This window comes from Mesorhizobium sp. CA5, assembly GCF_020165105.1.
Classification (GTDB): domain Bacteria; phylum Pseudomonadota; class Alphaproteobacteria; order Rhizobiales; family Rhizobiaceae; genus Mesorhizobium.
In genome coordinates this window covers 55,051-72,400 of record NZ_JAIUHJ010000022.1, presented here as the reverse complement: position 1 = coordinate 72,400, position 17,350 = coordinate 55,051, and the positions used below count along the sequence as shown (strand labels likewise).

Annotated in this window: 16 protein-coding genes; 6 read left to right on the top strand and 10 right to left on the bottom strand. The window is 63.3% G+C overall.

Annotation, left to right across the window (positions count from 1 at the left end):
- Window positions 1-2,070, top strand: a complete 2,070-nt coding sequence (locus LB529_RS24195) for an ASKHA domain-containing protein (protein WP_224712489.1) — start codon at window positions 1-3, stop codon at window positions 2,068-2,070.
- A 9-nt stretch (window positions 2,071-2,079) separates the two neighbouring features.
- Here the strand turns inward: LB529_RS24195 and LB529_RS24190 are convergent, their stop codons facing one another.
- A complete protein-coding gene (locus LB529_RS24190; RefSeq protein WP_224712488.1) occupies window positions 2,080-3,102 on the bottom strand; it encodes an acyltransferase family protein in 1,023 nt (340 codons plus the stop codon).
- Between the two features lie 340 nt (window positions 3,103-3,442).
- Here LB529_RS24190 and LB529_RS24185 point away from each other — a divergent pair, with 340 nt between their 5' ends.
- A complete protein-coding gene (locus LB529_RS24185) occupies window positions 3,443-3,628 on the top strand; it encodes a hypothetical protein (RefSeq protein ID WP_181174730.1) in 186 nt (61 codons plus the stop codon).
- 309 nt (window positions 3,629-3,937) lie between these two features.
- Window positions 3,938-4,900 carry an alpha/beta hydrolase gene (locus LB529_RS24180; protein WP_224600954.1) on the top strand — a complete coding sequence of 321 codons (963 nt, stop codon included), beginning with the start codon at window positions 3,938-3,940 and terminating at the stop codon, window positions 4,898-4,900.
- Between the two features lies 1 nt (window position 4,901).
- On the opposite strand, the gene LB529_RS24175 is transcribed toward LB529_RS24180, so the two are convergent.
- Complete coding sequence (locus LB529_RS24175; protein WP_224600953.1) at window positions 4,902-5,801, bottom strand: LysR substrate-binding domain-containing protein; 900 nt, start codon at window positions 5,799-5,801, stop codon at window positions 4,902-4,904.
- Window positions 5,802-6,020: 219 nt separating this feature from the next.
- Here LB529_RS24175 and LB529_RS24170 point away from each other — a divergent pair, with 219 nt between their 5' ends.
- The 3 genes from LB529_RS24170 to LB529_RS24165 all read left to right on the top strand — a co-directional run bounded on the left by LB529_RS24170 (window position 6,021) and on the right by LB529_RS24165 (window position 7,934).
- On the top strand, window positions 6,021-6,206 hold the full coding sequence (locus LB529_RS24170) for a hypothetical protein (protein WP_095764923.1): 186 nt from the start codon (window positions 6,021-6,023) through the stop codon (window positions 6,204-6,206).
- Window positions 6,207-6,554: 348 nt separating this feature from the next.
- Window positions 6,555-6,689, top strand: coding sequence for a hypothetical protein (locus LB529_RS29070; protein ID WP_140749884.1), 135 nt, complete (start codon window positions 6,555-6,557; stop codon window positions 6,687-6,689).
- Window positions 6,690-6,995: 306 nt separating this feature from the next.
- Window positions 6,996-7,934: a GlxA family transcriptional regulator gene (locus LB529_RS24165; protein ID WP_263482302.1), complete on the top strand. Its 939-nt coding sequence runs from the start codon at window positions 6,996-6,998 to the stop codon at window positions 7,932-7,934.
- Between the two features lie 20 nt (window positions 7,935-7,954).
- On the opposite strand, the gene LB529_RS24160 is transcribed toward LB529_RS24165, so the two are convergent.
- From LB529_RS24160 to LB529_RS24125, 8 genes are all read right to left on the bottom strand, one after another.
- A complete protein-coding gene (locus tag LB529_RS24160) occupies window positions 7,955-8,746 on the bottom strand; it encodes an ABC transporter ATP-binding protein (protein WP_224712487.1) in 792 nt (263 codons plus the stop codon).
- Window positions 8,743-9,519: an ABC transporter permease gene (locus tag LB529_RS24155; RefSeq protein ID WP_176476899.1), complete on the bottom strand. Its 777-nt coding sequence runs from the start codon at window positions 9,517-9,519 to the stop codon at window positions 8,743-8,745. Before LB529_RS24155 ends, LB529_RS24160 begins: the two co-directional genes overlap by 4 nt.
- A gap of 61 nt (window positions 9,520-9,580) precedes the next feature.
- Window positions 9,581-10,531 (bottom strand): ABC transporter substrate-binding protein, encoded by a 951-nt coding sequence (locus LB529_RS24150; protein WP_224600951.1) that lies wholly within the window; start codon window positions 10,529-10,531, stop codon window positions 9,581-9,583.
- A 133-nt stretch (window positions 10,532-10,664) separates the two neighbouring features.
- Window positions 10,665-11,507, bottom strand: coding sequence for a DUF1194 domain-containing protein (locus tag LB529_RS24145; RefSeq protein WP_224708438.1), 843 nt, complete (start codon window positions 11,505-11,507; stop codon window positions 10,665-10,667).
- 76 nt (window positions 11,508-11,583) lie between these two features.
- Window positions 11,584-12,525 (bottom strand): phosphoribosylaminoimidazolesuccinocarboxamide synthase, encoded by a 942-nt coding sequence (locus LB529_RS24140; protein ID WP_224712486.1) that lies wholly within the window; start codon window positions 12,523-12,525, stop codon window positions 11,584-11,586.
- A 131-nt stretch (window positions 12,526-12,656) separates the two neighbouring features.
- The gene (locus LB529_RS24135; RefSeq protein WP_224712485.1) at window positions 12,657-15,218 is read right to left on the bottom strand and encodes an FAD-dependent oxidoreductase; all 2,562 of its coding nucleotides are present in this window, start codon (window positions 15,216-15,218) and stop codon (window positions 12,657-12,659) included.
- A gap of 142 nt (window positions 15,219-15,360) precedes the next feature.
- Window positions 15,361-16,119 (bottom strand): FkbM family methyltransferase, encoded by a 759-nt coding sequence (locus tag LB529_RS24130; RefSeq protein ID WP_140840036.1) that lies wholly within the window; start codon window positions 16,117-16,119, stop codon window positions 15,361-15,363.
- Window positions 16,116-17,348, bottom strand: a complete 1,233-nt coding sequence (locus LB529_RS24125) for a hypothetical protein (protein WP_224712484.1) — start codon at window positions 17,346-17,348, stop codon at window positions 16,116-16,118. The genes LB529_RS24130 and LB529_RS24125 overlap by 4 nt, the downstream gene beginning before the upstream one ends.
- Window positions 17,349-17,350: the final 2 nt, after the last annotated feature.

Genomic DNA, 17,350 nt, shown 5'->3' with positions numbered 1-17,350 from the left:
ATGAATCCTCCCCCCAACATCACCGATCCGCTCGTGCTGTTCATGCCGTCCGGCAAGCGCGGCCGCTTTCCGGTTGGCACGCCGGTGCTCGATGCCGCGCGCCAGCTCGGCGTCTATGTCGAAAGCGTTTGCGGCGGCCGCGCCACCTGCGGCCGCTGCCAGATCGAAGTGCAGGAAGGCAATTTCGCCAAGCACAAGATCGTCTCGTCCAATGACCACATCTCGCCCAAGGGCGCCAAGGAAGAGCGCTATGAGCGCGTGCGCGGCCTGCCCGAGCGGCGGCGCCTCTCCTGCTCGACGCAGATCCTCGGCGACCTCGTCATCGACGTGCCGCAGGACACGGTCATCAACGCCCAGACCATCCGCAAGGACGCAGATACCAGGGTGATCGCCCGCGATACGGCGATCCGCATGTGCTATGTCGAGATCGAAGAACCCGACATGCACAAGCCCCTCGGCGACCTCGACCGATTGAAGATCGCCCTGATGAAGGACTGGGGTTTCAAGAACCTCGAATTCGACTTCTATCTGATGCCGCAGGTGCAAGGCATTCTGCGCAAGGGCAACTGGACCGCCACCGCCGCCATCCACAAGGACGCCGACAGCGACATCGCGCGCGTCATCGCCCTGTGGCCCGGCCTGAAGAACGAGGCGTACGGCCTTGCCTGCGACATCGGCTCGACCACCATTGCCATGCATCTGGTGTCGCTGCTGTCGGGACGCGTCGCCGCCTCTTCCGGCACGTCCAATCCGCAGATCCGCTTCGGCGAGGATCTGATGAGCCGCGTCTCCTACGTGATGATGAATCCGGACGGCCGCGAAGGCATGACGGTCGCCGTGCGCGAGGCGATCTCCGGCCTCGTCGACAAGGTCTGCGCCGAAGGCAATGTCCAGCGCAACGACATCCTGGATTCCGTCTTCGTCGGCAATCCGATCATGCATCATCTGTTCCTCGGCATCGATCCGACCGAGTTGGGCGGCGCGCCTTTCGCGCTTGCCGTCTCCGGCGCGGTGCGCATCAAGGCCTCCGACATCGGCCTGAAGCTCAACCAGGGCGCGCGCCTTTATATGCTGCCCTGCATTGCCGGCCATGTCGGCGCCGACGCGGCCGCCGTCACCCTGTCGGAAGGCCCGCATCGCCAGGACGAGATGATGCTGATCGTCGATGTCGGCACCAACGCCGAGATCGTGCTCGGCAACTCCACGCGCGTCGTGGCGGCCTCCTCCCCGACCGGCCCGGCCTTCGAAGGCGCGGAGATCTCCGGCGGCCAGCGCGCGGCGCCTGGCGCCATCGAGCGCGTTCGCATCGACCCCGAAACGCTGGAGCCGAAATATCGGGTCATCGGTTCGGAGCTGTGGTCCGATCAGCCGGGCTTCACCGACAGCGTGCAGGCGACGGGCGTCACCGGCATCTGCGGCTCCGGCATCATCGAAGTGGTGGCGGAGATGTATCTCGCCGGCATCATCTCGGAGGATGGCGTCGTCGACGGATCGCTCGGCATGCGCTCGCCGCGCATCGTGCCCAACGGCCGCACCTTCTCCTACGTGCTGAAGGAGGGCGAGCCCAAGATCACCATCACCCAGAACGACGTGCGCGCCATCCAGCTTGCCAAGGCGGCGCTCTATGCCGGCACCAAGCTTCTGATGGAAAAGCAGCACACCGACCATGTCGACCGCATCCATTTCGCCGGTGCCTTCGGCTCTTTCATCGATCCGAAATACGCCATGGTGCTCGGCCTGATCCCGGATTGCGACTTGGACAAGGTCCAGGCCGTCGGTAATGCCGCCGGCGCCGGCGCGCGCATGGCGCTGCTCAATCGCGGTTACCGGCGCGAGATCGAGGAGACGGTGAGCAGGATCGAGAAGATCGAGACGGCGCTTGAGCCGAAATTCCAGGAGCACTTCGTCTACGCCATGGCGCTGCCGAATAAGGTCGACCCCTTCCCCAAGCTGGCGGCCGCGGTGAAGCTGCCGCCGCGCAAAGCGCTGAGCGAGGACGGCACCGCCGGTGACGCTACCCCACGCCGGCGTTCACGCGAGGAGCGTGCTGCACGGCGCGGTCGGGACTAACGTTTCAGTTCATTCCGCTGCCCCTGCGGCCGCGGCATTGACTGCCTTGACGGCGCCCTTGGGACGTTGCGGATGCAGCAGCCTGATCAATGGCTTTTCGACGATCAGATATAGCATCGCCGAGAGCGCCAGCGTGGCGACCAGGATCGTCGCCGGCTGCATCGCTGCCGGCAGGCCGGTCCTCAGGACGACGCCAGTCGTCAGGACGCCGACCACGACATGCCACAAATAAATCGAATAGGACGCATCGCCGAGAAATGTGGGCAAGGCAGCCGGCTTGAACGGCCGCGACCGTTCGGCAAAAACCGCACCCGCCACGATCAATGCGGCCGGAAGTCCCCAGCGCAAGGCCCGCGGCAAATCGGCATCGAATAGCGGGCCGGCCGCAAGCAGAAGAAATCCCGCGCCAGCCATCGCCAGTCCCACCCCGAGCGGCAGCCTGGCGCCTTGGAGCCACATGCGCCCCACAAAGACGCCGGCCGCGAATTCGAGCACGACAGGATCGGTGAAGGCATGCGCATATCCGGCCGGAAGGACGAAATGCAGTGCGACGATGGCGACAAGCGCGCCGGTGAGGACGCCGAACCGCCACCGCTCGCCCAGGAACAGGACAAGCGTGAAAACGAGATAGAACATCATTTCATAGCAAAGCGTCCAACCCTGTATGACGATGGGATGCAGCGCGCCCTCCTGCAGGACCGGCAGGAAGAACAGCGAACCAGCGAAATTCGGGACGCTGAAGAAATGGCCGTAGAAGAATTGCGGCTTGAGCAGGATGCCGGCCGCGGTCAGCAGCGTGACGATCCAGTAGAGAGGCACGATGCGGGTGATCCGGCGCCCCATGAAGCGCCAAGGATCAGCCGGCCTGCCGGCGGTCGTCACCCACATGATGAAGCCGCTGATGACGAAGAAGACGTCGACGCCGGATGCTCCGACGTTGAACGGACCGCCGAACTGCTCGCTGACATGAAAGCAGACCACCGCGCAGGCGGCGAGGCCGCGCAGATATTGGACACTATGGATGCTCGTCACGATGCCTTGATCCGATCGCATCATGCTGCGATGCACACGCCCCACGCCGCATTGCACAATAACAATGCAGCCGCTTGCTGCTGTCAACCGCTCATGACAGCTATCCGGATAGGAACCGGCATAGCAGCCCTCTAAATTCGTTTGCATGCAAATGTTTCCGGATTCGCGCGATCCGGAAACCGAAACGCTGTTTTCGCGAAATCGATCCGATACATGCGTGACGCATTTAACGCGCATCGAACGGCGGCCGACCATGCATGTCGCCCAAAAGTGTTTTTGGGAAACGACATCCATGAAAGCAGATCCTCGGCTGCCGCTGGTTCTTCAAAGGGAGATGAAAATGTCGATGTTTGGAAATCTTAGCCGTTTCGGTGTCACCATCAGGCAGGCTCATGCCAGGAACAAGGCGATCCGCGCGCTCAACGATCTGCCGGCGCATGTCCAGAAGGATATCGGCTGGCCGGCCTCGCCGCCAAGCGACCCGCAGGCAGCCCTTCATGCGCTGCTTCTGGGCACGCCGCGCTGATGACCTTCGCCGATAAATGCAAGCTGCTCGGCAAGCGCCTGGGCCGCGACGCGGCCTCGGCGAACGTCGACAACAGACTGCGCGCGGCGCTGCTGTCGAAGCGGCGCTAGAGCAATTCCAGGAAAGTGCGCAGCGGTTAGGCTCGACAATTCGCCGTAGCCTTTCGCCCGAAATCGCGCAAACAAAGAACCGGCACCATCCGATCACGCCGATGTGCCAGCGTGATCCTTGACATTTTTAACTGAGGTACAATCTTCGCAGAGCGGGGGGAATTCTCTTAGTCGGCTCTGCCGAAGTGCGTGTATCTGCATGCCCAGTTTGAAAAGCCATCTCGTTTCGTTCGTTCTCAGGCACAGCCGCAAGAAGGCGTTTTCCAGTCCCGAGAACCTGCAGCGCTGGATCGCCTACGCCCGCAAGACCGAGGACTATCATCCGCCGGCCTTGCTCAGGGCACGGCTGGACATCACCGAGACCGAGATCGACGGCTTTCCCGTCTATGAGATCGCGCCGAAGGAGGGCGAAAGCCGGCGCATCCTCTACATGCATGGCGGCGCCTACGTCTTTCAGATCACCTCCTACCATTGGGGGCTGATCGCCGAAATGGCCGAGCGTCTCGGCTTCGGCATCACCGTGCCGGTCTACCCCATCGCGCCGGAGCACAATTTCCATGACATGTTCGGCATGGTCGGCAACGTCTACCGGCGCATGCTCGAAGAGACTGAGGCGCAAGACATCGTCTTCATGGGCGATTCCGCCGGCGGCAACATGGCCGTTGTGCTGACCATGATGGCCGCCGAGGAGGGGCTGCCGGCACCGTCGCGCCATGTGCTGATCTCGCCCGGTCTCGACGTTTCGCTTGCAAATCCCGAAGTCTTCGAGGCCGAGCGGCTGGATCCGTGGCTGGGTATTGCGGGTGGGCTGGAAGCGGTGCGGCTGTACAGCGCCGGTTTCGACCGCACCGACTGGCACATCAGCCCGCTCTACGGCAACCTGTCCGTGCTGCCCAAGACGCTGCTGCTGACCGGTTCACGCGACATGCTGACGCCAGATAATCTGATCTTCGCCGAACGCGCGCGTGCTGCCGGGGTCGAGGTCGACCTGGTCTACGAGGAAGGCATGTTCCACGTCTGGCCGCTGATCGAGATGCCCGAGGCGCGCCGCGCTCGCGATTCCATCGTCGATTTCCTCAGCGTTCCGGCGCCAGCCCGAGCCCGCGCTCGACGCAGGACGAAAGTAGCTTTCGCAGCCCGCTCCGCGCCCGCGGCCGAATAGTTCAGAACTTGCCGGTTTCCCGGAACACTTCGAACGTCGCCCGGATATGGTCGGCCACGGCCTTCACCGGCGCGCTCGCATCAGGCGCCACCACCATGGCAAGATTGTAGGTGCCGATCTCGGGCATGCCGTCCTTGGTGCCCAGCGAGACCATGTCGTCGCCGAGGAAGGACTTCGGCAGCGGCGCCACCGCGAGGTCGGCCATGATCGCGGCGCGCTGGCCGGCCGTGTGTGCGCTCATATAGGCGATGCGGTAGTTGCGGCCCTCGCGCCCGAGCGCTTCGAGCGCTCCCGCCCGCCAGGCGCAGCCTTCTTCCCACAGCGACACCGGCAGCGGCTCGCGCAGATGCGCGCAGCCGCCCTTGGCGCCGGCCCACACGATCGGCTCGGTCAAAAGCACCTCCGCGCCGATCGCGCTGGTCTTGTAGGAATTGGTGAGCAGCGTGATGTCGAGCGCGCGGTCGTCCATGCGCCGCCGCAGATTGATGCTCTGGTCGATGGTGACGTCGACGGCAATCGAGGGATGCGACTGGGCAAAACGCTTCAGCACATGCGGCAGCACGCGCTCGCCATAGTCGTCCGGGGAACCGAGCCGCACCACGCCGACAATGTCGGGAATGATGAACTTCGACACCACCTCGCGGTTGATCGACAACAGCCGGCGCGCATAGCCGAGCAGCATCTCGCCATCCGTGGTCAGCGTCACCGAACGCGCGTCGCGCGCGAAGACGGAACGGCCGAGGATGTCCTCGAGCTTCTTGATCTGCATGGAGACGGCCGACGGCGTGCGGAACACCGCATTGGCGGCGGTGGTGAAGCTGCCGGTCTCGGCAATCGCCACGAAGGTGCGCAGCACATCGAGATCAAGCAGCGGCAAGGGATGATTGAGCGGGGCGTTCATGGCAGCTTGCCTTCAATTTTTCTGATGCAATCCATCATTCCATTTCGTTTGATTGAACATCACTCCAGGCGCATAGTCAACTCGATCGATACAGGATGCTGCCAAAAGCAGCCATGAAACGACCCTGACACAGTCCTGCAATCGACGTGAAATGAAGCTGAAACAGACCTGACTTAACGCAGTGACGGGCGCCTCCCTGCCCGCATAGAGGAGAAAGAAATGTCTATCCTGTCGTCCATCGGTCGGCTTGCGACCGAATTCAGCGCGGCCCGCGCCCGCTACCAGACCGAACGCGCGATCCATGCCCTGCCGATCGAACTGCAGAAGGATATCGGCTGGCCGGAAGCCGCCGATGCCAAGACCGGCTTGCGCCTCGGTGTTGGAAGCTGGGCCGGAGCGAAGTAATCAAGTGTGTATGGAGTTCTGAAGGCCTGCCGGATCAGCTCGGCAGGCCTTCGTTTGTTTAGAGTCTTTTTATTTGCATTCAAATGACTTTTCCAGCCATGCGGCCGATGCATGACGCATATGAATAAGTCGCATAGCGGGTTAATTTTCGAATTAAGCCGCTGTAAATTATCGGAAATTTTGAGCACACCGCCTAAAAAAGCCGCAAATGATGTCGCTTTTCATAACAAGCGCTTCGCTTTTGCGATTTAGTTTTTGCTGAAGCGAGCCTATATCCACGCCAGCAAACGAGCTGCCCCACTCCATCAAGCGAAGGCGACCCGTCTGAGCAACCGAATGGAGATGATGATGAAGCTTTTTGCCCGCCTGTTCACCCGCCGCGAAATGAACCTGACGACCGCTCTCGAGCGTCAGCGTCTCGCCAAGACCATGCCCGGCCAGACCGGCGCCATGAATGCTGCCCGTCTCGGCTTCGTCGCCTGAGGCAATCGGCATCCAAAGCTGAATTCAACGCCGCCCGGTTGAACCGAGGCGGCGTTTTCAATGCGTTGACGTTGCATTGCCCGGGCGATGGAGCTTTATGCCCAGCTGAATTGCCCATTTGCGACCCATGTCGCAAATTTAATCTTCACTTAGCCGCCTACCCGATTGACAGGAATGATTTTTCCTGTTGTCGCTATGCTGTTCGCGACATCCTGTTCGCGTCATGGCTGCGTGAGGTTTCCCGTGAATGCCGTAAAGCATCCGATCAAGAGATCGTTTGTATTCTTCCTCATTCCCGATTTCACCATGATCGCCTTTGCGACGGCGCTCGATCCGCTGCGCTCGGCCAACCGGATGCTCGGCTACGAAGCCTATCGTTGGCGGCTGGCCAGCATAGACGGCAAACCGGTGCGCGCCTCGAACGGCGTCGAATGCGCCGTCAACACCTCGCTCGAGGAAGAGCGCAAGAAGATGGCCGGGCCGGATCGACCGAACATGGCGATCGTCTGCAGCGGCATCAATGTCGAGCGCTACCACAACAAATCGGCCTTCGCCTGGCTGCGCGAGGAGTATAATCGCGGCGTCGCCGTCGGCGGCCTGTGCACCGGCGCGCATATCCTGGCCGCCGCCGGCCTCTTGTCCAACAAGCGTTGCGCCATCCATTGGGAAAACCTGCCGGGCTTTTCCGAGGCATTCCCGAAGGCCAATGTCTTTGCCGACCTCTTCGAGGTCGACCAGAACGTCTATACCTGCGCCGGCGGCACCGCCGCGCTCGACATGATGCTGAAGCTGATCGGCGACGATTTCGACGAAAGCCTCGTCAACCGCGTCTGCGAGCAGGTGTTGACCGACCGAGTGCGCAGCCCGACCGATCGCCAGCGCTTGCCGCTGCGCGCCCGCCTGGGCGTTCAGAACTCGAAGGTGCTCACCATCATCGAGCTGATGGAAGCCAACCTAGCCGAACCGCTGTCGCTGATCGAGATCGCCGACCATGTCGATCTGTCCCGCCGGCAGATCGAGCGCCTGTTCCGCACCGAGATGGGCCGCTCGCCTGCCCGCTACTATCTGGAGATCCGGCTCGACCGCGCCAGGCACCTGCTCATCCAGTCGTCGCTGCCGGTGGTCGAAGTGGCGGTGGCCTGCGGCTTCGTCTCCGCCTCGCATTTCTCCAAATGCTACCGCGAGCTCTACGCGCGCTCGCCGCAGCAGGAGCGCGTCGACCGCAAGCAGTTGCTGGCGGCTTAAGCAGGCAGAGGCGCAGTCGTCTAGGCGGACTGCCCCTGCGCGGTCCGCATTGCCTCGATGCGGATGTCTTCGGTAAGCTGCGCCTTGAGCGCGGAAAATTCCGGGCTGGTCTTCAGCGTGTAATGGCGCGGATGCGGCAGGTCGACCGGCACGTCCGACTTGATGCGGCCGGGACGGGCGCTCATCACGATCACCCGCGACGCCATGAAGATCGCCTCCTCGATGTCGTGGGTGACGAACAGCACCGTCTTCTTGCGCCGCTCCCAGATGCCGAGCAGCAGTTCCTGCATCAGTCCGCGCGTCTGGTTGTCCAGCGCGCCGAACGGCTCGTCGAGCAGCAGGATTTCGGGGTCGTTGGCCAAGGCGCGCGCGATCGCCGTGCGCTGCTGCATGCCGCCCGACAGCTGCTTCGGCCAATGGTTCTCGAAGCCCCTCAGCCCAACGAGATCGAGATAGGAAGCGACGATCTCGTTGCGCTCGCGCTCGGGCCTGCCTTGCTCGCGCAGGCCGAAACCGATGTTCTCGGCGGCCGTCAGCCAGGGAAACAGCGTGTAGGACTGGAACACCATGCCGCGGTCCGGTCCCGGCCTGGTGACCGCCTTGCCGTCGAGCAGCACGCGGCCGGTGCTCGGCGCTTCCAGTCCGGCGACGATCCTCAGCAGCGTCGACTTCCCGCAGCCGGATGGCCCGAGGATGGTGATGAAATCATTCGCCGAGACGGACAGCTCAACCGGCTGCAGCGCCTGCACCGGCTGGCCGCCCTCGACCCCGGCAAAGGTCCGCGAAACGCCCTCGATCAGAAGCTTGCTCATGCCAGGCTCCACGGATAGAGCCAGCGGTTGAGCGCCTTAAAGGCGAAGTCGGACAGAAGCCCGATCAGCCCGATGACGATGATGCCGAAGATGATCTGTCCCGTCGCCAGCCGCGACTGGCTGTTGATGATCATGTAACCGATACCTGACGACGAGCCGATCAGCTCGGCGACGATGACATAGGTCCAGGCCCAGCCCAGCACCAGCCGCAGCGTTTCGGCGATCTCCGGCGCGTTGGCCGGCATGATGACGCGCTTGACGATGCCATTGTCGGTCGCCCCCAGCGTGTAGGCAGCTTCGACAAGGTCCCGCCTCGTGCCGCCGACCTTGACCGCGATGATCAGGATGATCTGGAACACCGAGCCGACGAAGATAACCAGGAGCTTTTCGAGTTCCCCGATGCCGGCCCATAGGATGAGCAGCGGAATGAAGGCCGACGCCGGCAGGTAGCGCGCAAAGGACACGAACGGTTCGAGGAAGGCTTCGACCGGCTTCCAGGCGCCCATGGCGATGCCGATCGGCACGGCCACGATCGACGCCAGCACGAAGCCGCCGAAGACGCGCCAGATAGTGATCAGGATATCGAGCCAGAACCGGTCTTCGACGAGCAACCGCCAGCCATCCTTCAGCATCGACAGCGGATCGGCAAGAAAGATCCGGTTCACATGGCCGCCGAGCGTGATCCACGCCCAGAACGCCACGAACAGGACGAAGAAGGCGACGCCGAGCACGGTTCGCGTGCCCGGCGCAACGGGATGCAAGGGGCGCAGCATCAGGAAAAGTCCTTGAGAGGAGGGATCGGCGGCGTCACGCCGCCGATCGGGCGATACGCGATCAGTCGGCGATCGCGCTGGTGTCTGCAAGCGTCGACACATCCGGCGCTTCCTTGATCAGCCCCATCTGCAGCAGCAGCTCTGCCGCGGTCTTGGAAAAGTCCTGAAAATCCTTGGTGAAGAACTGCTTGTTCTCGGCCTTGTCGGCCCATTTCAGGTACTTGGCCGACTCCTCGAACTCCTTGGCTGACTGCTTCACGTCGGCGCCCATAATCTCGTAGGATTTCTGCGGATCCTTCTTGATCATGTCGAGCGCGTCGAAATAGCTGTCGGCGAGCGCCTTGGCGGCATCGGGATTGGCCTTGAGGAAGTCCGGCGTGCAGCCGACCGTATCCATCACCATCGGATAATCGAGCGTGGTCGCCAGGATGTGGCCCTGGTCGGCCTTGTCGCGCACGGCTGAGATGAAGGGCTCGTAGGTGACGGCGGCATCGTTCTGGCCGGCGAGGAAGGCTTGCGCCGCCGCGTCCGGCTCCAGGTTGACGACTGTCACGTCCTTGGTCGACATGCCGTTCTTGTTGAGCACCCAGGCGAGCAGGAAATAGGGCGAGGTTCCAGGCGCGGACGAGGCGACGTTCTTGCCCTTGAGATCGGCGACGGTCTTTATGTCGTTGCGCACGACGATGCCGTCGGCGCCATAGGATTTGTCGAGCTGGAAGATCTGCTTGGTGGCGACGCCGCTGGCGTTCCACACCATCCAGGTCTCGACCGTGGTCGCCGCGCATTGCAGGTCGCCGCTGGCGATGGCCAGCGGACGGCTCGCCTGCGGCACTTTCTTGAGCGTGACGTCGAGCCCGTGCTTTTCGAAAAGCCCGGCCTGCTTGGCCAATGTCAGCGGCGCGAAGCCGGTCCAGCCGCTGATGCCGATGGTGATCGACGTCGCCGCCATCGCCGGCGCGCTGAGCACGGCGGCCGCCGTCAGCGCCGCCGCGAAAATGGTGGTTCTTACCATTGTGGTTCCCCTTTTTGCGGTGAGCGCGAATTGTCTCACAGACCCCAAAAGGCTTGTCAATGAAGCGGAAGCCGCACTCGACGATGGTCCAATCCGACGCCCGCCGGCGGACTTTGAGGGGCTTCTCGATTGCTCACGGCGTGCCCCAGCCGCGGTTGCGCCACATCTTCTCGCCCGCCAAGCAATCCGCGGCCGGCCCGTTGTCGGCGAGCACGACCGGCGGATGCGCGGCCTCTTGCGCCGCCCATTGCAGCGAAGCGGGACCGGCAAGCTCGAGCACCAGCTTGCGGCGGATCGCTTCGGGAAACTGCGTCCAGTCGTTGACCGGGATCATGAAGGCGCCCGGTCCGCCGATGACGCAGTCGCTGTAATAGCGGTCGAGATTCTCAACGTCGAAGGCGCCGCTGAAACCGCCGCGCGTCATCAACGGCAGCCCGTTGATGGTGATGCCTTGCTTGACCACCTCGTCGCGCGTGAGGTCGACCGGCGCGCCCTGATTGTTGGGCCCGTCGCCAGAGATATCGATGACGCGCTTGGTTCCCTGGAATCCGCTCTCGGCGAACAGGTCGCTGCCGAAGCTCAGCGCGCCGGAGATCGAGGTCCGCCGAGCGCTGTCGGGCGGACGGGCATCGAGTTGCGCCACCACCTTCTCGGCATCGGCGCGGTTGGCGATCACCGTCCACGGCACGATGACGCGCTGCCAGGTCGTGCCTGCCCACTCGACATAGGTTACCGCGATCTTGCCGTAGGCGCCGTCGGCGATGGCCTTCAGCACATTGTCATGCGTCAGCGCCGCGGCATAACCATGACGCTGGATCTCAAGCTCGGCCGGCGACATCGAGAGCGAAACATCGACCGCCAGCACCAGCTCGACATCGACGGGCTCGGCGGGAGAAGCTGCCGGTGTCAGCCAGAGCGCCAGCGCCAGCGCGGCACTGCCTGAAAAAATATGCCTTGCACGGGCATAAGCAGACATGGAGCAAGGTTAGGCGAAAATCCCCGCGCGCAAAAGCCGGGAATCCGGGCATCGGATTCCGCCGCCGCGGGACCGCTCAAAAATACCGCGCGAGATTTGAACGGATGCGTTCCAGCACGCTGTCACCGGAAAGATCGGGCACGAATTTCTCGCCAGTGATCGCTTCATAGGCCCGGATATAGACCGCCGAGGCCTGGTTGACGATCTCGTCCGGAATTTGCGGGATCGGATCCGTGTAGGGATCGCAGCGCGCCGACACCCACGAGCGGACGAAATCCTTGTCGAAACTCTGCGGCCGCCCGCCGCTTTCGAACGCCTCGTCGTAAGTGGAGGCGATCCAGTAGCGGCTGCTGTCGGGCGTGTGGATCTCGTCCGCCAGCACGATGGCGCCGTCCGGCGCGGTGCCGAATTCATATTTGGTGTCGGCCAGGATCAGGCCGCGTTCGGCGGCGCGCTGCTGGCCGCGCGCGAACAGCTGCTGCGCATAACGCGATACGGTGTCCCACTGCGCCTGCGTGAGCAGCCCCTGTTCGATGATCTCGGCTTCCGACAGCGGCTCGTCATGGCCGCCGCTGGCGGCCTTGCTGGTCGGGGTGATGATCGCTTGCGGCAGCTTTTCATTGTCGCGCAGCCCATCGGGAAAGGTGTGACCGTAGAAGCTCCGTTCGCCCTTCCTGTATTTGGTCAGGATCGAGGTGCTGGTGGTCCCCGCCAGATAGCCGCGCACCACGATCTCGACCGGCAGCATGTCGAGCCGCCTGCCAACCACGACATTGGGATCGGGATATTCTAGCACGTGATTGGGACAGATGTCGGCTGTCTCCTCGAACCAGTAGCGCGCCGTCTGGGTGAGGACCTGCCCCTTGAATGGGATCGAGGCCAGGATCGTATCGAACGCGCTCAGACGGTCGGTCGCGATGATGATGCGGCGCCCGTCCGGCAGATCGTAGTTTTCGCGCACCTTGCCGTTGTAGCGGTTGGGCAGTTCGGGAATGAAGGCGTCGGACAGGATGCGCATGGGGCGTGTTGCTTTCGCGAGCTGCTGATGGGCCACATAAGCTGTTGGCCCCCAGCACATCAAGCCAAGCCTGAAGGCCTTCCGAGGAAGGCCAAAGCTTTTCCGACCAGTTGCCGCTATCGCGCCGGTCGTCAGCTCCGCGGCTTGAGGTTCTCCGGGTCGTAGAGCGGCTTGTAGCCGACACCGGCCACCTCGACCGGATAGGTCTCGCCAAAATACTCGACCTGCAGCTTGCGGCCTTCCTGGCAATAGGCCCAGGGCAGATAGGCGAGCGCGATGTTCTTGCCGATGGTCGGGCCGTAGGCGACCGAGGTGGTGAAGGAGCGTCGGCCGAGCTCGTCGACCAGCGTCTCGCCGGTCGCGGGATCCAGCACCGGCATGGTGCCGACCGGATATCGCGCGACACCCTTGGCGTCCTTGTTGTCGGTCATTACCAGCGTGCACAGCATCGCCGGCTGATGCTCGCGGGCGCGATACTCCAGATGCTTGGCCTTGCCGCAGAAGTCGTTCTCCTTGACCTTTGGACGGGCAAGGTCGGCCTCGAGCAGATTGTACTCGGTGAGCAGATCGGCGTTCTGCAGCCGCAGGCTCTTTTCCATGCGGCGCGTGTTGGCATAGGTCTCGACGCCGAAAGGCATGACGCCGGTCGAGCGCAGCGCGTCCCAGACGGCCAGGCCGTCCTCGTAGCGCATATGCAGTTCCCAGCCCTGCTCGCCGACATAGGAGATGCGGAAGGCGGTGACGTCCTTGCCGCCGACGCGGATCGGCTTGATTGCCGCGAACGGGAAATTCTCCGGCGTCAGCCCGTTCGGATCCTCGACCACTTTCTGCAGGGTCGTGCGCGCATTCGGTCCCCAGATGCCGATGGTGACGTATTTCTCCGTCACGTCGGTGACGGTGACGTCGAAGCCTTTGTCCTGCGCGGTGCGCTGCATGTAGCGGAAGTCGCGCGGGCCGGCGTCGGCGCCGTCGATCAGCCGGCACCGATCGGCCATGCGGATGACGGTAAAGTCGGCGCGCACCATGCCTTCCTCGTCGAGGAAGTGGGTGTAGATGCCCTTGCCGATATTGCTGTCGCCGCCGATCTTGGCCGCGCACAGCCATTCCAGCAGCGCTACATGGTCGGGTCCCTCGATGTCATACATCGAGAAATGCGACAGGTTGACGATTCCGCAATCCTCGCTCATCGCCAGGTGCTCGGCGTTGGAGACGCGCCAGAAGTGGCGGTTGTCCCACTCGTTCTCGCGCACCGGCACGCGGTTGCCGTATTTTTCCAGCAGATGCTCGTTGGCCGCGTAGCCATGGGCGCGCTCCCAGCCGCCCAGTTCCATGAAATAGCCGCCGAGTTCCTTCTCGCGCTCGTAGAACGGCGAGCGGCGGATGTTGCGGCCCTTGGAAAAGGGCTCGCGCGGATGCACCGCCGGATTGTAGACCTTCATCGCCGTCTCGGTGCAGCGATCCCAGATGAACTGTTCCTTGGTCTGGTGCGGGTAGAAGCGCGAATAGTCGATCGCGTGATGGTCGATCGAGGTACGGCCGTCGGTCATCCAGTCAGCGATCAACTTGCCCATGCCCGGGCCGTCCTTGACCCAAATGGCGACGGCATACCACAGCCCCCTCACCTTCTGGCTTTCGCCCATCGACGGGCCGCCATCGGTGGTAACCTGCAGCAGGCCGTTGAAGGAATGGCCTTCGTTATATCCGAGCTCACCGAGGATCGGCGTCAGCTCCATGGCGCGCTCCAGCGGCGCCATGATCTGCTCCATGTCGAGGTCGCGCTGCGACGGCGAGAGCCGCGCCTGGTCTTTTTCAAGGAGATCGCGCGGGTGGCAGAGACGCGGATTGGTCTCCTCGTAATAGCCCCATTCGATCTGCCCGCCCTCGGCGGTCTTCGGGTCGCCGGTGTCGCGCATATAGGCCGAGTTTCCCTGGTCGCGCAGCAGCGGCCAGCCGATCTCCTTGCCGGTGCCGGCGAACTCGTTGTAGGGGCCGAAGAATGTCAGCGGATGGTCGATCGGCATGACCGGCAGGTCCTCGCCGACCAGCGCCGCGGTGAGCCGGCCCCAGATGCCAGTGCAGACCACCACATAATCGGCCTCGATCGTGCCGCGCTCGGTCACCACACCCTTGATGCGGCCGTTCTCGACGACCAGCTCCTTGGCCGAGGTGTTCGCGAAAGCCTGGAGCTTGCCGGCCGCGACACCTTGGTCGACAAGCTTGCCGGCAACCGTCTGCGAGCGCGGGATGACGAGGCCGGCATCCGGATCCCACAGCCCGCCTTGCACCAGATGTTCCTCGATCAGCGGGAATTTTTCCTTGATCTCGGCCGGCTCGATCAGCCGCGCGCGGGTGCCGAAGGATTTTGCCGAGGCGATCTTGCGCTTGATCTCGTCCATGCGGGCGTCGTCGCCGACACGCGCCACTTCGAGGCCGCCGACGCGGGCGTAGTGGCCCATCTTCTCGTAGAAATCGATCGAGTAGAGCGTCGTCCAGCAGGACAGGAAGTCGTGGCTGGTCGTGTAGCAGAAGTCCGAGGCGTGCGCCGTCGAGCCGATATCGGTCGGGATGCCCGACTTGTCGATGCCGACGATGTCGTCCCAGCCGCGCTCGATCAGGTGATGCGCGACCGAAGCGCCGACGATACCGCCCAGGCCGACGATGACGACCTTCGCCTTTTTCGGAAACTCTGCCATTGCCCGCGACTCCGGAATGATGGACGGGCGCGTTTGCACGCCCTTCGAATGGCGCACAATATGCAGAGGACGCGGATTGAGCTACCGCCTGTTTGCGACACGCCGCAGGTACGGCGCGACCCCTCGCGCTGAGATGAATTGGCTAGTCGAAGGCCCAGACGTCCTCGGCCTGGAAGCCGACCTGGTAGCCCGCGGTCTTGAGCTTTACCACGACCTGGCCAATCTCGGCCGCAGGCAGCGCGCCGACCTCGATCTTGATCATGCCCGGACGATAGCGGCCAAGGTCAAGCTGTTCGAACACCATCCAGTCGGCGCCTTCGCAGTCGACCAGGAAAGCGTCAATGTGGGTGATGCCATTGCGGTCGAGCAAAGTCTGCAAGGTTTCGGACGGCACCTCGATATCCTTCAAGTGCGGCGCGAACTTGTTGAAATTGCCGTCGGCCTCGCCCCAGGCGTTCTTGCCTGACATCAGATTGGTGTCGGTGACCGACGAGCAGCCGATGAACTCGATCGGCAGCGTGCCGGCTTCAAGCGCCGCGGCATCGAATGTATGGACCGTGATCGTGCCCTTGGTCCTGGTCACCGCCACCGGCTCTATGACGAAGCGGCTGGCATCCGGGTAATTGGCGCGCAGCCGTTTCTGATTGTACGGGATCGGCTCGACCAGCATCGCGCACGCTCCGGGGATCCGGTGCAGCCAGGGTGTTACGTCGTCGAACAGCGCGCCGTCGCAGGCGCCGACATTGACCATCTGGAACGGCCGGCCGTTGCCGCCGAACCGTGCCTTAAGCGCCGCCTTGGCGAGGAATTTCGTGCCGTGCAGGGAGGGGCCGCGATCGAGCAGGCCGGCCGGAAGGCCGAGCGACAGAAGAACGCGCGCGAGACTGGAAAGCGAGTTCATGACTTGTCTCCGGGAATGACCTGCAGCGCGGCTCGGTGCCTGCCCTGGCTTGCCGATGCCCACAGCGCCATCAGCGGCGCGGCAAGCAGCAGGAAGGGCGGCAGAAGATTGGGGAAATAGATGCGGGTGTCGTGGATCGGGAAGACCGCGAATTTCGCCAGCACGCCGAGCACAAGCGCCGCCAGCAGGATGCCGGCGCGGCGGTCGAGCCGGAAACCGGCGCGGCTCAAGCCGTACCATCCGGCCAGTGCCAGAACCGACACGCCGACCCAGCTGTTGACGTTGATGGCACGCACCACCGAGGCGGCGAAGGCCTTGAGATAGGCCGTTACCGAGAACGGCGGGTCGAACCCGTCCATGTTGTAGTGCTGCTCGATACTGGAAAACCAAAGATGCGGCCACCAGCCGGGATGCTGGGCCCAGTGCGAAATGGCGAAATAGGCGACGAAAGAGGCCGCGAAGCCTGCCAGCGCGCCCCATGCCTTCTCACGGAAAGCGACGAGCAGCGCCGCGAAAATGGCGAGGAAGACGATGTTATCCGGCCTGGCCATGAACGCGAGGAACAGCAGGACCGCCGTCGCCGCCTCGCGCTTGCGCACATAGGCGAAGACACCGCCGAGGAATAGTGCCGAGCACAGAAGGTCCGGCGTCGAGGCCCGCGCCGCATCGCCGAAATCGGCCATGATCAGCAAGGCGCCGACGACAGGCGCCAGCGCCAGCGCGTCCTCGGCGCGCAGCCAAGCGAGCGTAATGGCGCCGAACAGAAGCACGGAAACCACCTGCACCAGCCGCATCGCCTCGACCGGCGAGACGACATGGCTGAGGCCGGAAAGAATTTCGGCATAGAGGAACTTGATCCGGTACATGCCGAGCAGCGAATGGAAATCGGCGGCATTCTGCGCCATATGGCTGCGGAAGCCGCCGCCGTCGTCAGTCAGCGTCCTGTAATCGCCGGCCGACACACCTTGCTTGACCGTGCTGTAGGCATAGTCATGCAGCGCCTGGGGCTCGGGATAGGCGCTTTCCTCGGCGATCGCCAGATAAGGCAGCATGTCCCAGTTGGCGTCGGGCATGAACCAGGCGGTCGCGGCGGTCAGCAGGATATAGAGCGAGAAGGCGACCGCCCCGATCGATGCTGCCCATTTCGCGTAAGCCCCCTCGCCCCACGCCAGGCCGGCGCCGGTCAGGCTTTCCAGCGGATTGGTTGGCGCGGAGGGGCTGGTCAGCATTC

What these genes read in the sequence shown, in the direction of transcription:
- LB529_RS24180 (WP_224600954.1), top strand. Translation starts at nt 3,938, where the DNA reads ATGCCCAGTTTGAAAAGCCATCTCGTTTCGTTCGTTCTCAGGCACAGC.
- LB529_RS24175 (WP_224600953.1), bottom strand. Translation starts at nt 5,801, where the DNA reads ATGAACGCCCCGCTCAATCATCCCTTGCCGCTGCTTGATCTCGATGTG.
- LB529_RS24170 (WP_095764923.1), top strand. Translation starts at nt 6,021, where the DNA reads ATGTCTATCCTGTCGTCCATCGGTCGGCTTGCGACCGAATTCAGCGCG.
- LB529_RS24195 (WP_224712489.1), top strand. Translation starts at nt 1, where the DNA reads ATGAATCCTCCCCCCAACATCACCGATCCGCTCGTGCTGTTCATGCCG.
- LB529_RS24140 (WP_224712486.1), bottom strand. Translation starts at nt 12,525, where the DNA reads ATGCGCATCCTGTCCGACGCCTTCATTCCCGAACTGCCCAACCGCTAC.
- LB529_RS24150 (WP_224600951.1), bottom strand. Translation starts at nt 10,531, where the DNA reads ATGGTAAGAACCACCATTTTCGCGGCGGCGCTGACGGCGGCCGCCGTG.
- LB529_RS24145 (WP_224708438.1), bottom strand. Translation starts at nt 11,507, where the DNA reads ATGTCTGCTTATGCCCGTGCAAGGCATATTTTTTCAGGCAGTGCCGCG.
- LB529_RS24135 (WP_224712485.1), bottom strand. Translation starts at nt 15,218, where the DNA reads ATGGCAGAGTTTCCGAAAAAGGCGAAGGTCGTCATCGTCGGCCTGGGC.
- LB529_RS24125 (WP_224712484.1), bottom strand. Translation starts at nt 17,348, where the DNA reads ATGCTGACCAGCCCCTCCGCGCCAACCAATCCGCTGGAAAGCCTGACC.
- LB529_RS24130 (WP_140840036.1), bottom strand. Translation starts at nt 16,119, where the DNA reads ATGAACTCGCTTTCCAGTCTCGCGCGCGTTCTTCTGTCGCTCGGCCTT.
- LB529_RS24185 (WP_181174730.1), top strand. Translation starts at nt 3,443, where the DNA reads ATGTCGATGTTTGGAAATCTTAGCCGTTTCGGTGTCACCATCAGGCAG.
- LB529_RS24160 (WP_224712487.1), bottom strand. Translation starts at nt 8,746, where the DNA reads ATGAGCAAGCTTCTGATCGAGGGCGTTTCGCGGACCTTTGCCGGGGTC.
- LB529_RS24155 (WP_176476899.1), bottom strand. Translation starts at nt 9,519, where the DNA reads ATGCTGCGCCCCTTGCATCCCGTTGCGCCGGGCACGCGAACCGTGCTC.
- LB529_RS29070 (WP_140749884.1), top strand. Translation starts at nt 6,555, where the DNA reads ATGAAGCTTTTTGCCCGCCTGTTCACCCGCCGCGAAATGAACCTGACG.
- LB529_RS24165 (WP_263482302.1), top strand. Translation starts at nt 6,996, where the DNA reads ATGATCGCCTTTGCGACGGCGCTCGATCCGCTGCGCTCGGCCAACCGG.